Origin of the sequence: Flavobacterium sp., from assembly GCF_041911335.1 — a bacterium.
Lineage (GTDB): Bacteria > Bacteroidota > Bacteroidia > Flavobacteriales > Flavobacteriaceae > Flavobacterium.
The window spans coordinates 20,822-35,706 of record NZ_JAYRPD010000037.1; the positions used below are offsets into that span (position 1 = coordinate 20,822).

General features: G+C 32.6%; 13 protein-coding genes. 5 read left to right on the forward strand and 8 right to left on the reverse strand.

The genetic code is table 11. The features are described 5' to 3' along the window. Window positions 1-10 precede the first annotated feature (10 nt). Window positions 11-2,131 (reverse strand): M3 family metallopeptidase, encoded by a 2,121-nt coding sequence (locus ACE3PD_RS05525; protein ID WP_374400355.1) that lies wholly within the window; start codon window positions 2,129-2,131, stop codon window positions 11-13. 181 nt (window positions 2,132-2,312) lie between these two features. On the opposite strand from ACE3PD_RS05525, the gene ACE3PD_RS05530 reads away from it, so the two are divergent. Beyond that, the gene (locus ACE3PD_RS05530; protein WP_374400357.1) at window positions 2,313-3,947 is read left to right on the forward strand and encodes an ABC-F family ATP-binding cassette domain-containing protein; all 1,635 of its coding nucleotides are present in this window, start codon (window positions 2,313-2,315) and stop codon (window positions 3,945-3,947) included. A 25-nt stretch (window positions 3,948-3,972) separates the two neighbouring features. Here ACE3PD_RS05530 and ACE3PD_RS05535 read toward each other — a convergent pair whose 3' ends face one another. The 7 genes from ACE3PD_RS05535 to ACE3PD_RS05565 all read right to left on the reverse strand — a co-directional run bounded on the left by ACE3PD_RS05535 (window position 3,973) and on the right by ACE3PD_RS05565 (window position 9,453). After that, the gene (locus ACE3PD_RS05535) at window positions 3,973-4,509 is read right to left on the reverse strand and encodes a hypothetical protein (protein WP_374400359.1); all 537 of its coding nucleotides are present in this window, start codon (window positions 4,507-4,509) and stop codon (window positions 3,973-3,975) included. A gap of 15 nt (window positions 4,510-4,524) precedes the next feature. After that, window positions 4,525-5,187, reverse strand: coding sequence for a hypothetical protein (locus tag ACE3PD_RS05540; protein WP_374400361.1), 663 nt, complete (start codon window positions 5,185-5,187; stop codon window positions 4,525-4,527). 43 nt (window positions 5,188-5,230) lie between these two features. Further along, on the reverse strand, window positions 5,231-5,575 hold the full coding sequence (locus ACE3PD_RS05545) for a hypothetical protein (RefSeq protein ID WP_374400363.1): 345 nt from the start codon (window positions 5,573-5,575) through the stop codon (window positions 5,231-5,233). Next, window positions 5,572-6,990 (reverse strand): hypothetical protein, encoded by a 1,419-nt coding sequence (locus ACE3PD_RS05550; RefSeq protein ID WP_374400366.1) that lies wholly within the window; start codon window positions 6,988-6,990, stop codon window positions 5,572-5,574. The genes ACE3PD_RS05545 and ACE3PD_RS05550 overlap by 4 nt, the downstream gene beginning before the upstream one ends. A 68-nt stretch (window positions 6,991-7,058) precedes the next feature. Next, window positions 7,059-7,943 (reverse strand): hypothetical protein, encoded by an 885-nt coding sequence (locus ACE3PD_RS05555; RefSeq protein WP_374400368.1) that lies wholly within the window; start codon window positions 7,941-7,943, stop codon window positions 7,059-7,061. A 2-nt stretch (window positions 7,944-7,945) separates the two neighbouring features. Beyond that, on the reverse strand, window positions 7,946-8,479 hold the full coding sequence (locus ACE3PD_RS05560; protein WP_374400371.1) for an RNA polymerase sigma factor: 534 nt from the start codon (window positions 8,477-8,479) through the stop codon (window positions 7,946-7,948). 152 nt (window positions 8,480-8,631) lie between these two features. Continuing rightward, the gene (locus ACE3PD_RS05565; protein WP_374400373.1) at window positions 8,632-9,453 is read right to left on the reverse strand and encodes a hypothetical protein; all 822 of its coding nucleotides are present in this window, start codon (window positions 9,451-9,453) and stop codon (window positions 8,632-8,634) included. Between the two features lie 82 nt (window positions 9,454-9,535). Here ACE3PD_RS05565 and ACE3PD_RS05570 point away from each other — a divergent pair, with 82 nt between their 5' ends. The 4 genes from ACE3PD_RS05570 to secA all read left to right on the forward strand — a co-directional run bounded on the left by ACE3PD_RS05570 (window position 9,536) and on the right by secA (window position 14,855). After that, a complete protein-coding gene (locus tag ACE3PD_RS05570) occupies window positions 9,536-10,414 on the forward strand; it encodes a PPK2 family polyphosphate kinase (protein ID WP_374400376.1) in 879 nt (292 codons plus the stop codon). A gap of 47 nt (window positions 10,415-10,461) precedes the next feature. Then, window positions 10,462-11,031: a cob(I)yrinic acid a,c-diamide adenosyltransferase gene (locus ACE3PD_RS05575; protein ID WP_374400379.1), complete on the forward strand. Its 570-nt coding sequence runs from the start codon at window positions 10,462-10,464 to the stop codon at window positions 11,029-11,031. A gap of 167 nt (window positions 11,032-11,198) precedes the next feature. Then, entirely contained in the window at window positions 11,199-11,420 is a 222-nt protein-coding gene (locus ACE3PD_RS05580) for a DUF2795 domain-containing protein (RefSeq protein ID WP_002986941.1), read from the forward strand. Window positions 11,421-11,507: 87 nt separating this feature from the next. Beyond that, window positions 11,508-14,855 (forward strand): preprotein translocase subunit SecA, encoded by a 3,348-nt coding sequence (gene secA / locus ACE3PD_RS05585; RefSeq protein WP_374400384.1) that lies wholly within the window; start codon window positions 11,508-11,510, stop codon window positions 14,853-14,855. The last annotated feature ends 30 nt before the right edge of the window (window positions 14,856-14,885 follow it).

Genomic DNA, 14,885 nt, shown 5'->3' on the forward strand with positions numbered 1-14,885 from the left:
GTTTTTGTTATTATTTCACTTGGTCTAAACCTCTTTTTCTTAGAAGTGGTTTAGTGCTTGGTTCTGCACCTCGGAAACTTTTGTAAAGTTCCATTGGATCTTCAGTTCCTCCTTTTTCTAATACATTTTTTCGGAATGATTTTGCGTAATCTTGGTTGAATAATCCGTTTATTTTGAATACTTCAAAAGCATCCGTATCTAAAACACCAGACCAAATATAACTGTAGTAGCCTGCTGAATAACCACCAGCAAAAATATGATTGAAATACGTACTTCTATATCTAGGAATAATGGTACTTGGTAAGTTGATTTTGTTCATCGCTTCTTTCTCAAAAGTTTCAGCATCAACCGAAATATTTCCTTTTTGAGTGTGGTATTGCATATCTAAAAGTGAAGCAGCTAAATATTCAGTAGTAACAAATCCTTGATCAAAAGTTCCTGCTTTTTGCATTTTTTCAATTAACGCATCCGGAATAACTTCTCCTGTTTTATAGTGTTTTGCATACATTTTCATTACTTCTGGTTCGGAAGCCCAGTTTTCCATAATTTGAGATGGTAATTCAACGAAATCTCTTGGAACACTTGTGCCTGCAACACTTTCATAGGTTACATTTGATAATAATCCATGTAAAGCGTGACCAAATTCATGGAAGAACGTGCTTACTTCATCAAAAGTTAATAAAGCCGGAGCGTTTTCTGTTGGTTTAGTAAAATTACATACGATAGAAACTACTGGAGCAATTCGTTTACCATTTTCCATTTTTTGAGTTCTGTACGATGTCATCCAAGCACCACCTCTTTTAGAAGCTCTTGGGTGAAAATCCATGTATAAAATTCCTACGTGATTTCCGTTAGCTTCTGTTACTTCCCAAACCGTTACATCTTCGTGGTATTTTGGGACGTTGTTTAACTCTTTAAATTGTAACCCATATAAATTTTTACAAACCGTAAAAACACCTTCTCTTGTTTTTTCTAAACTGAAATAGGGTTTCATTTCTTGTTCGTCTAAATCAAAACGTTCTTTTCTGATTTTTTCAGCATAATATCTCCAGTCATAAGGTTGAACCTCGTCATTGATTCCCTCTTTCGCCATCATTGCTTTAATATCAGCCGCTTCTTTGTTAGCCATGTTTAAGGCTGGAGTCCATAAGTCCATCAACAATTTAGTTGCTGTTTCAGGATTTTTAGCCATTGACTTTTCTAATACATAATCAGCGTGTGTTTCATATCCTAGAAGTCTTGCTTTTTCACTTCTTAAATTGGCAATTTTAATCGCTAATTCTTTGTTGTCTTTATCGTTATTATTGTTCGCTCGCATTTGGTAAGCATTCCAAATTTCCTGACGTAATTTTCTGTTTGAACTGTATTGTAAAAATGGCATTACGCTTGAATTCGATAAAGTAAAAACCCATTTTCCAGCTTTTCCTTTCACTTTAGCATCAGCAGCCGCGGTTTCGATAAGTTCGTTTGGTAATCCAGATAAGTCGTTTTTGTCTGAAATTACTAATTCATACGAATTGGTTTCAGCTAAGATATTTTGTCCGTATTTCAGAGTAGCAACTGCCATTTCAGAATTAATTTCTCTTAATCGCTTTTTATTTTCTTCTGATAAATTAGCACCGCTTCTAACGAAACTTTTGTAAAGATTCTCTAAAATCTTAGCTTGTTCTTTGTTTAATTTGAAGCTTTTTTGATTGTTCCAAACGTTTTTTACTTTTTGGAATAAAGCATCATTCAAATAAATATTGTCGTTATGTGCTGATAATTTTGGAGCTAATTCTTTAGCAATAGCTTGAATTTCTTCGTTGGTATTCGCACTGTTTAAATTGTAAAAAACGGTGCTTACTCTAGCCAATAATTTTCCCGAATTTTCCATTGCTAAAACCGTGTTGTCAAACGTTGGTTTTTGTTTATTGGAAACTATCGCATTGATTTCGGCTTCTTGTTTTTTTATTCCTTCTAAAATGGCAGGTTTAAAATGCTCATTTTTTATTAAATCGAATGGTGGAACTTGATAAGGCGTAGTGTATGTTTCAAAAAACGGATTCATAGTGGTTTTGTTTTTGTCTTGTGAATTAACCGTTACAGCACTTGTTAAGGCTGAAAATAAAAGTAATGTTTTGATTTTCATTTTGGTGAAATTTAAAACGTAAAAATAAGAGATTTCTATTGCTAAGTCTAAAACTTAACGATATTTTATGAAATGTGTTCACAGCATTCCAAAATCTGAATTTTAAAGTTATCTTTGCACCTTCAAAAATTTAAGGAAACACTTTTAACCTTTTTAAACCTTAAACTTTTAAACTCACATTATGATTACAGTAAACGATATTGCCGTAGAATTTGGCGGAACCACTCTTTTTAGCGAAGTAACTTTTGCCATTAATGAAACCGATAAAATTGCCCTTATGGGTAAAAATGGAGCAGGAAAATCTACGCTTTTAAAAATTGTTGCTGGAGTAAATAAACCAACTCGTGGTGTTATTTCGGCACCAAGTGATGCTGTAATTGCTTATTTACCGCAGCATTTGTTAACAGAAGATAATTGCACTGTAATGGAAGAAACATCAAAAGCATTTGCTTCGGTGTTGAACATGAAAAAAGAAATCGACGAAATCAATGAACAATTAACTGTTCGTACTGATTATGAAAGTGATGAGTACATGAAATTGATTGAAAAAGTTTCGGAATTATCTGAAAAATATTATTCAATCGAAGAAGTGAATTATGAAGCTGAAGTTGAAAAAATATTAAAAGGATTAGGATTTGAAAGAGAAGATTTCAATCGCCCAACAAAAGAGTTTTCTGGAGGTTGGAGAATGCGAATTGAATTAGCAAAAATTCTACTAACTAAACCCGATTTAATTCTTTTAGATGAGCCAACCAATCACTTGGATATGGATAGTATTGAATGGTTGGAAGAATTTTTGATTACGCAAGCCAAAGCCGTTATGGTAATTTCGCACGATAGAGCTTTTGTAGATAACATCACCAATCGTACTATTGAAGTTACGATGGGAAGAATTTACGATTACAAAGCCAAATATTCCGATTATTTGGTTTTACGTCAAGATAGAAGAATTCATCAACAAAAAGCGTATGATGAACAACAGAAATTTATTGCTGAAAATCAAGCTTTTATTGAGCGATTTAGAGGGACATTTTCAAAAACAGAGCAAGTGCAATCACGTGTTCGTATGTTAGAAAAGTTAGAAATTATTGAAGTTGATGAAGTAGATACTTCTGCGTTAAAGTTAAAATTTCCTCCTTCACCACGTTCGGGTCAATATCCTGTTGTTGTGAATGAACTTACCAAAAAATATGGTGATCATGTAGTATTCAATAATGCTAATATGGTTATTGAAAGAGGACAAAAAGTGGCTTTCGTAGGAAAAAATGGAGAAGGAAAATCAACCATGATTAAAGCAATTATGGGTGAAATTGATTACGAAGGCGGAAAAGTTGAAATTGGTCATAATGCTCAAATTGGGTATTTTGCGCAAAATCAAGCTGCATTGTTAGATGGTGAGGCGACGGTTTTTGATACAATTGATAGAATCGCTGTTGGAGACATTCGTACGAAAATCAAAGATATGTTAGGGGCTTTCATGTTCAAAGGTGACGATATTCAAAAGAAAGTGAAAGTACTTTCTGGAGGTGAAAAAACACGTTTGGCCATGATTAAATTATTATTAGAACCCGTAAACGTTTTAATTCTGGATGAGCCGACAAATCATTTAGACATGAAAACAAAAGATATCATTAAAGATGCTTTACGTGATTTTGACGGAACATTAATTTTGGTTTCTCACGATCGTGATTTCTTGGATGGTTTAGCCGAAAAGGTATTCGAATTTGGTCACAAACGTGTCAAAGAACATTTTGAAGACATTAAAGGATTCTTAGCGCATAAGAAAATGGAATCTTTAAAAGAGATTGAAAAGTAATTTAAAAAGCTCCATTTGGAGCTTTTTAATTTTTAGTGCTTATTGAATAATTAATTAACGTTTTGTAAAATCTTGGAAAACCAATATTGTTAATTTCTGTTGTTTCTAATTTTAGATTATTTGCTACATTCAAAGTGTCAGCTCTTTTGTCATTATATAAAGGCATTTGAATACTAACTAATTTATTGTTAGACAAGTTCAGATTTTTGATAATTCCATTTGTGTAATAGAAGGATACTATTTTATTGTCAGAAAAATTAACAGCTTCAAGATTTCTAACCTCATTAAAAACAACTTTTTTTGAAATTCTATTATGACTAAAATTTAGTTTTTGAATTCCTTTAGGTAATTTATTTTCATCGAAAGTAGTAATTCTATTTTTAGAAATATTAAGTTCAATTATCGTGAATTTTGATAAATCAGGTTGTGTTTTTAAATTTCTATTCGATAAATCAAGATGATAAATAGTGTCAGATTGACTTAATCCATTACTGTTGAATTTTGTGTAAGTTTTGCAGCTTGATAGTTGAATAAGTATAAATAGGAATATAATTTTTCGCATAATATTTTAAATTGTTTAAAAGCAAATAATTGGTTTTGTTGGTCGAGGAATTCTTTTAGTTTTTAATTTCTTTGGATTATTAGTTTGAATTAAAGTGTCAATTTTTTCAATAGCAAATAAAACTTCGTCATTAATATTTGGATTATTGGAAATGTCTAAATAATCGATATTGTCATGTAAATGAATATTATTGATTAAATTGTTTGAAAGTACAATCTTTCTCAGATTTGATTTATTATCAAAAAAACTATATGAGAAGAGTTTTAATTTATTATTTGACAAATCAATTTCTTCAAAATTAATGGTAGTATTATTTTTTATTTCTTTTTCCTTTATTCCAAAGAACGAATTTTTACTGTTAAAAACATAAAAGTTTCGTAAAGTGTTATCTGTACATTTCAATTTTCTCAATGTCAAAGGTAATTTGCTAAGTGGTATTGTGTCTAAATTATTGTGTGATACATCCAATGCAATAATTTTAAACTTAGATAAATCAGGAAGTGAGTCTAATTTTTTATAGGATAAATCTAATTTTAGTATGGTATCAGTTTTGCTTAGATTTGATAAAATTTCAGAAACACTTTTCTCTTTTTCTTGTTGAGGTAAATTAGTTTTTATTTCAATTTCCTTATTACATGAAATTAATAATGAAGCGAGTAAGATTAGTACTATTCTCATAATGTTATTTTGCAAGTATTTATCTCAAATTTCATTCCAAAATTCATTTCTTCTTCCACTTTTCAAAACCCATAACACTTGGCTTGATTTCTTTTTGCCATTGATTTCCGTAACTTTTATTTAAAAATTCAAAAACCAAAGCATTTTTAGCTTCATATTCTTCAAAATTTGTAGGAGCAATGCAACCAAAATCATGAAATTGCACATTGTACTTCTTCGCAAAAGCCAAATCTTCTTTGGTGATTATAGAGGCAATTCCTCCTAAAACATAAATGGTTTTGGTATTTGAATTGATTTCGATTTTAATCGTGTCGTTTTGTTTCTTCTCTTGTGCTTGGATTGAAAACGAGAAAAGAAAGATTACTACAATCAAATTTGAGATTTTCATTTTTTAGGATTTTTAGTTGTGATTATGAAAACCCCGCCAATTCCATCACTTCCATATAAAGCAGCTCCTTCCTTATCGCTAAGATTTTCAATTTTTTTAATTTGAGATGGTTGTAATTTATTAAATACTTTTTTAGATGAAATTTTATTGTCTATTATATATAATGGTTGGATATCTTTTAGATCTTTTCTTTTGTGTGATAAAGTTATATATTCTGGAAGTTTATTAATTGTAAAGAAATCTTTTTCAGACATTTCTCCGCTAAAGTCTGCGCCACCCCATTCAATTAGTGTAAAACCTTTTCTTTCAGTTTTTGAAAGTTTTTGTTCGTTAATTCTAGTGTAATTTTCTAAGCCATAAAATTCCATGTAAATTCTAATCATGGTTTCCGGCTTTGGATTTACTTTTAATGTGGCAATTTCATTACATTCTTCATTGATTAAGAAATGAATAAAATTATATTTATTTCGTTCTAATATGGGTAACCAATATTGTATGAAGTCATTCGTTTCTTGATTGTTTAAACCAATATATTCAAGCTTTTCGATGAAAAATTTGGTTAACTTTTCTTTTGGAACAACAAAACCATCATTATATTGGTAATGCTCTTCTGGAAAATCTATTGTTCCATCCCAAAATAAAGAACTATAATAACGATTGGTTTTCTTGTCAAAGATTTGTCCGTTTGGTTCAGCAATTACTTCCCACTTTTTATCGTATTTAGGAAATGTAGTTAGTAATTCTCCTTTAAAATTGAGTTTTAGATCAATTGTTGTTTTTACTTTTGGATATAAATAAATTACAGGTTTGGCAACCATTATTTTTCCGTTATTAGGATTTTCTGAAAGTTGAATTTTTAATACATTTTTAGAATTAATCAGGACTCTTTGTGATTTGTATCCATCCAATTCGATCTTAAGTAAATCTCCTTTTTGTACTTCTAAAGTAAATTTTCCAAAAAAATCAGAAGTTGAGAATTTATTTGTGTTCAAATTTGTAATGGTAGCACCTGGTATTTCTAGTTTCTCACAATCATAAATTGTTCCTGCTATAGTATATTTTTTTTCTTGAAGATTTTCTTGTGTGATAAGTGGATATAATTGGTAAAGTTTTTTTAATTCTTTTTTCGATATATTTTTTGTTGTGATTAAAATCACTCCTTTTTTAGCATTTTCAAAGTTTTGAGGGATTTGGTCTCCTTTTAAAACATTAAGAGATTCAATATTTTTAGGTTCAATTACTTCCATAATATCTTTATGAACAATATTTCCATTTACGACAAAAATGGCTTGCTGGTTATTTCTTATAATAGCTCTTTCACTAATTTTCCAACCAGTTTTTGGGTTTTCTTCTTGTGAAAATGTAAAGTTTATATTGATAAATATAAATACGATATATAAATTGAATACTTTCATAAATTGATTTCTGAAATTTGACATTGAACTTGTTCTTGAATTTGCTCTTGACTTTTAATTTAACTATTTTATTTCTTAATCGAAATTATTACCACACCTTTTTCTCCTTTTTTACCATAAATTTTAACGGCATCTGCAGGTTGGATGACTTCAATTTTTTCAATTTTTTGTTTACTCAAAGGTGCATACGGACTCGTGGGATTTTCTCCAAAAAGTGATTCTTCCGAATATTCCACTCCGTTGATAAAATAAATAGGTTCTTTTAGCTCAATAATTGAATCTATGTCTTCAGGATTTAAATTAGAAAGGGATTCTTTGGTTAATTCTCCATCTACCAAAACTAAATCATCATTTGCTACTTTTTTATCTTTTAATAAATTAACCGAACTAGATAAATCATAACGTTTTCCTTTTGCTAAATAGCCTGAATTATTTGTAGAAGCCGAATTTGAAATGTTATTATTGTAAGTTGGAACCAAACTCGTTTTAGCCGCTTCTTGAACTTCTTCCATGGCAATAGGAGCAGAAAGGACAACTTCTTTTTTCGATTTGTAATTAATAGTATCGTTAATTACAATGTTGTTTTGAATTACGATTTGTTGTTGTAAAATTTGTTTAGCGTCTTTTTTAATTTCTGGAGTTGTATTTACAAATCCACTCGCTGTTTCAGGTGTTGGAATTGTATTTTTTGATGAATCAACAGTAGTAACTGTGTTTTCTGGAATAATTATAGTTTCTTTTTCTTGTAGTAAGAAAAAAGTTAACGTTCCTACCAAAACTATTGATGCTGCAACTGCTAATTTTTTCCACAAATGTTTCTCCTTTTGAAGCGTTTGGGTTTCCAGTTTGTCTTCCACGCGCGCCCAAATCTTCTCCATTGCTGGAAAGTCTTTTTGCTCGGCGTTTTCGGCAGCTTGTTGTATTTTTTTATATAATTTTTCTTCTGTTCCCATGACTATTTTGCTTTTTGATAATAAAAAGTTCTTACCAATTCTTTTAATTTACTTTTCGCTGCATTTAATTGCGATTTCGATGTTCCTTCACTTATGCCTAGTTGTTCTGCAATTTCTTTGTGTGAATAGCCTTCAATCACAAACAAATTAAAAATCGTTTGGCATCCATCAGGAATATAATTCAGTAAATTGAGCAAATCTTCTTCTTCTAAATCGGTAACTTCATCGGCTAAAGGTTGCGAATTGTAACTCACATCTTCCAAATACAAATTAAAGTTGATGTTCTTTTTAATTTGTAACAGACAATTGTTTACGGTTATTTTTCGCGCCCAAGCTTCAAAAGCTAAATCCTCTTTTAGTTGTTCGATTTTTGTAAATAGGGTAAAAAAAGCATCGGCCAATACTTCTTCAATTTCTTCCTCCTTTTTTAAATACCGTTTACACAAACGATAGAGTTTTGGTGCCATAATTTCATACACCATGCGTTGCGCTTCGCGGTGTTGTTTTCGGCAGCCTTGTATGTGTTTTACATCCATAAAGTATTTTTTTCAAAAATCAAGTTCAATTTCAACTTCAATGTTCAATTTTTTACTTTTTGTACTTGAACTTGACATTGTACTTGAACTTGACTTCCTTTTTTATATAGAGCAGAAAAGTTGGTAAAAGGTTGGGAAGGAAGTAAAAAAAATTATTTCTTCAACGTTAATTTATAAATTTCAGCTTCTATAGTTTCCGTATCATTGTCTTCGCACAATAAAAATTCTAATTCGGTTTCTGATTCCTTGTAAAGCGTAATGCCTTCAAATTTCTGATGTTCCGATAATAATTGAACGTCAATAATTTCAAATGTTGGTGCATGCATGATGCCTAAAATGGTTCCTAAAACTTCGCCATCTTCATAGGTAGATGTTGTGTTTTCGGCGCAAGCCAAGAAATAAATTTTATCGTTAACTAAAATCGCATCTGTAAAAGTCGTTTCGATGTCATCTAATGTTGGAAGTGAAATCGGTACAAATCGAATGCCATCTTCTTGATTGTTTGGAATAATAAAAATACCATTTCGACTGTTTTTTGAATTTCCTCTTTGAAACAACAACATGGTTTGATGCGCATAAATGGCACCTTCAATATTCAATTGGTCATCCGAAAACGAACCAACGGTTTTTAGTTTTTCATATAAAGCACTTAAATCCTGAGTTTGCAAAGCATCAGTTCCCAAATCTAAAGTAAACATCGTATTACGTTTTTGGGTTGAACCTGAACCTAACATAATTAGTTGATTTCCATGTTGCGTGACGCTTTCTAAATCTGGCTTTTCAGCTTTTTCTATGTTTTCTCTCGCTTCTTTTACCAATGGGAATTTCAGTAATAGCTTTTTTGAAATGTCATATTGGTACAAAAAACTACTGGAATCAGATATAACGAATAAAACATTTTGTGAATACACCAATCCTGATGCTGCTGAAATACCTTTTATCGTGAAGAAATTAGTAAGTTTGAAATTTTCCATATTTTTACAAAAGAGTTAACAATTTTTAGCGCAAATTAGCCTCTAAAAGTACTATTTTTACAGAGATTTAAAACCAACAACGATGGAAAATATCAATATTGAAGATTTTAAAGTGAAAGGTAAAATTAAGTTAGATGATTTTCTAACCAAACTTCCTATTGATACTGAGAAAGAACAAGAAGAATTAGCGTTAGATAAAATCCAAAAGAAGCTTTCGAAAAAGCAAGATGCCATGTACGCGCACAATCGTCATGCGTTTTTAATTTGCTTACAAGGCATGGATACTAGTGGAAAAGATAGTTTAATTCGTGAGGTTTTTAAAGAATTTAATCCGCGTGGCGTAGTGGTGCATAGTTTTAAAACTCCTAATTCAACCGAATTAGAACATGATTATTTATGGCGTCATTATTTGGCTTTGCCCGAAAAAGGAAAATTCGCTGTTTTCAATCGAACGCATTATGAAAATGTATTGGTAACACGAGTGCATCCCGAATATATTTTGTTTGAAAACTTACCTGGAATTGAAAAAGTGGAAGACATCACACCTCAATTTTGGGAAAATCGAATGGAACAAATAGTGAATTTCGAAAAACATATTTCGCAAAATGGAACAAAAATTCTGAAGTTTTATTTTCATATGAGTAAAGACGAACAAAGAGAACGTTTATTAAAACGACTTGAAAATCCAAAAGACAATTGGAAATTCAGTACAGGTGATTTAAAAGAACGCGAACGTTGGGACGATTATATGAAATATTATGAAGAGGCGATTAATAAAACATCAACTGATTTTGCGCCTTGGTACATTATTCCGGCCGATGATAAAGGCATTGCGAGATATATTGTAGCCAAAACCATTTGGGAAGAAATGCAAAAATTAACCGACATCACCGAACCCGAGTTGGATCCAAAAGTAAAAGCAAATATTGAAGAGTATAGAACACAATTAAAAAAAATGTAGAGACAAGTCGCGACTTGTCTTATCTAATTTTAAAATTACAAAGTATAATGAAAGTATACACAAAAACTGGCGACACCGGAACCACCGCATTATTTGGAGGAACACGTGTGTCAAAACATCATATCCGAATTGAAAGCTATGGAACAGTTGATGAACTAAATTCCCACATCGGATTAATTCGCGATCAAGACATGAGCGATTTGTACAAAAAAGTTTTAATCGAAGTCCAAGATAGATTATTTACTGTCGGAGCTATTTTAGCAACGCCACCCGAAAAAGAAACCTTGAAAAACGGTCAGCCACGTCTGCAAAACCTAGGTATTGTGGAATCTGATATTGAATTTTTGGAAAATGAAATCGATACCATGGAAGAAGCGTTACCGCCAATGACACATTTTGTTTTGCCAGGAGGTCATACAACTGTGTCATATTGTCATATCGCACGATGTGTATGCCGTAGAGCCGAGCGTTTAGCCGTGCATTTGAATGACATAGAACCTACGGATGAACGCGTAATTAAGTACCTAAACCGACTTTCTGACTATCTTTTTGTGTTGGCACGAAAGTTGTCTCATGATTTGAACGCTGACGAAGTACAATGGATTCCTAGAAAATAGTGTTCAGTAATCAGTTTTAAGTGTTCATTATGCCTGAAAACAGTGATGAAAAGTCATGTTTTGAGTACTTAAAAAAAAACGTTCTTAAATTTTAATAAAAAAGTAAAAAAAAAACTTGCCTTATTGGGTAATAAATTTATTTTTGCATAAACTTAAATCGATAAAAGATGTATTGGACATTAGAATTAGCGTCATACTTAAGTGATGCACCTTGGCCAGCAACCAAAGATGAACTTATCGACTATGCTATCAGAACTGGAGCTCCATTAGAAGTGGTGGAAAACTTGCAATCTATAGAAGACGAAGGGGAAATCTACGAATCAATGGAAGAGATTTGGCCTGATTATCCTACGGACGAAGATTATCTTTGGAATGAGGACGAATATTAAAAAATAAATAAACACAACAGAAATAAGTCTCTTTACTGAGGCTTTTTTTTTGGTTATATTTGCAAACTATATTGAAATAATAAAATTATGAGTATCATAAATTCCATATTGAAGGCTTTTGTGGGGGACAAATCGGAGAAAGATGTAAAAGCGATTCAACCTATCGTTACCAAAATTAAATCATTTGAAGGCGCATTACAAGCCTTGTCACATGATGAATTACGTGCTAAAACAGCCGAATTCAAAGCTAAAATTCAAAATGCTCGCGCTGAAAAAGACGCTAAAATTGCTTCTTTAAAACAAGACGCTGAGCAAACTCAAGATATCGATGCGCGTGAAGATATCTACGCTGAAATCGACAAAATCGAGAAAGAAGCTTATGAAATTTCTGAGAAAGTATTAAATGAAATTCTTCCAGAAGCGTTTGCTGTAGTTAAAGAAACCGCTCGTCGTTTCAAAGACAATACAACGATTACAGTAACTGCTACGCCAAAAGATAGAGAATTGTCGGCTACAAAACCATATATCAATATTGAAGGCGATAATGCTACTTGGGCAAACTCTTGGGATGCTGCAGGAAAAGCCATCACTTGGGATATGATTCACTACGACGTTCAGTTGATTGGTGGAGTGGTTTTGCATCAAGGCAAAATTGCCGAAATGCAAACGGGAGAAGGTAAAACATTAGTGGCAACTCTTCCATTATACTTAAATGCATTAACAGGAAACGGAGTTCACTTAGTAACCGTGAATGACTACTTAGCGCGTCGTGATAGTACTTGGAAAGCTCCTTTGTTTGAGTTCCACGGAATGACAGTTGATTGTATCGATAATCACCAACCGAATTCCCCAGAAAGAAGAAAAGCTTACAACGCCGATATTACTTATGGAACAAATAACGAATTTGGTTTCGATTACCTTCGTGATAATATGGCGCACGCTCCAGAAGATTTGGTACAACGCAAACATAATTATGCTATTGTCGATGAGGTTGACTCGGTATTAATTGACGATGCAAGAACACCATTGATTATTTCTGGACCAGTTCCGCAAGGCGACCGTCACGAATTCTTAGAATTAAAACCAAAAGTTGAAAACTTAGTTACGTTACAACGTAAATTGGCTACGGATTGTTTGACAGAAGCAAAACGTTTATTCAAAGAAGGAAATACTAAAGACGCAGGTTTCAACTTATATCGTTCGTACAGAGCGTTACCAAAAAGTAAAGCGTTAATTAAATTCTTATCGGAAGAAGGAGTTAAACAATTACTTCAAAAAACAGAGAATTACTACATGCAAGATAACAACAGAGAAATGCCAAAAATTGATGAGGCGTTGTACTTTGTTATCGAAGAAAAAAATAATCAAGTTGAATTAACAGATAACGGAATTCAGTTTTTATCAACCGATACGGATGCACAATTCTTCGTTTTACCAGATATTGGAACAGGAATTGCCCAAATCGAAAAAGAAAATTTATCTCCAGAAGAAGCAGCTGAGAAAAAAGAAGAATTATTCCGTGATTTCTCTGTAAAATCAGAGCGTATTCACACGTTAACGCAGTTATTAAAAGCGTATACTTTATTCGAAAAAGATACAGAATACGTTATCATGGACAATAAAGTAATGATTGTAGATGAGCAAACAGGACGTATCATGGATGGTCGTCGTTACTCGGATGGTTTACACCAAGCAATCGAAGCTAAAGAAAACGTAAAAATTGAAGCAGCAACGCAAACTTTCGCAACGATTACCTTACAGAATTATTTCCGTATGTACAACAAGTTGGGAGGTATGACAGGTACGGCTTCAACAGAAGCAGGGGAGTTCTGGGAAATCTATAAATTAGATGTTGTGGAAATTCCAACGAATCGTCCAATTGCACGTAAAGATAAAGACGATTTAATTTACAGAACGGTTCGTGAGAAATTCAACGCGGTTATCGAAGATGTAGTACAGTTATCAAATGCAGGAAGACCGGTATTGATTGGAACAACTTCAGTAGAGATTTCGGAATTATTAAGCCGAATGTTGAAATTAAGAGGTATTCAACACAACGTATTGAATGCTAAAATGCACAAAAGCGAGGCTGAAATTGTAGCGGAAGCAGGTAAGCCTGGAGTGGTTACGATTGCAACGAATATGGCAGGTCGTGGTACCGATATTAAATTATCTGACGAAGTTAAAAAAGCAGGTGGTTTGGCTATTATCGGAACAGAACGTCACGATTCGCGTCGTGTTGACCGTCAGTTACGTGGTCGTGCAGGTCGTCAAGGAGATGTGGGTAGTTCACAATTCTATGTGTCTTTGGAAGATAACTTAATGCGTTTATTCGGTTCTGAAAGAGTAGCGAAAGTTATGGATAGAATTGGTCTTAAAGAAGGAGAAGTAATTCAACATTCGATGATGACAAAATCTATCGAAAGAGCTCAGAAAAAAGTAGAAGAAAATAACTTTGGAGTTCGTAAACGTTTGTTAGAATATGACGACGTAATGAATGCACAAAGAGAAGTAGTATACAAAAGAAGACGTCACGCTTTACACGGAGAACGTTTGAAAGTGGATATTGCGAACATGATGTACGACACTTGCGAATTAGTAGTAGAACAAAACAAACTAGCAGAAGATTTCAAAAACTTCGAGTTTGAGTTGATTCGTTACTTTTCAATCAGTGCGCCAGTTACACTAGCGGAATTCTCAAAATTATCAGTAAGAGAAATCACTGGGAAAGTGTACAAAGCGGTTTTAGCTCATTACGAAGAGAAAATTGCGAGAGATGCTCGTGAAGCGTATCCAATCATCAAAAATGTTTACGAAAACAACAATGGTCAGTACCAAAGAATTATTGTTCCTTTCACAGATGGAATCAAATCGTTAAATGTAGTTACTGATTTAGAAAAAGCATATACAACTGAAGGACGTTCGTTAGTGGCAGATTTCGAGAAAAACATCACATTAGCTATTGTGGATGAAGCTTGGAAAAAACACTTACGTAAAATGGACGAATTGAAACAATCGGTTCAGTTAGCGGTTCACGAACAAAAAGATCCATTGTTGATTTACAAATTCGAAGCGTTCAATTTGTTCAAGAAAATGATTGACGATGTGAATAAAGAAGTAATTTCGTTCTTATTCAAAGGTGATTTACCACATCGTAATGAAAACATTCAAGAGGCAAGACAAGAAACACGTCAAGAGCAATATACAGAAACAAAAGAGGATTTAGACTCACCAGCTTCAGAAGCTAAAAGAGCAGGAGAAATGGCAAGTCAAAGACCTCAAGTTACAGAAACGATTACTCGTGAAATGCCAAAAATCAATCGTAATGATACCGTTACTATCAAACACGTAATGAGTGGAAAAAGCGAAACCATGAAATACAAAAAAGCAGAAAGCATGTTAGCTTCTGGCGAATGGGTTTTGGTTAACGAATAATCGAAAATCATAAAAATAAACTAATCCTCA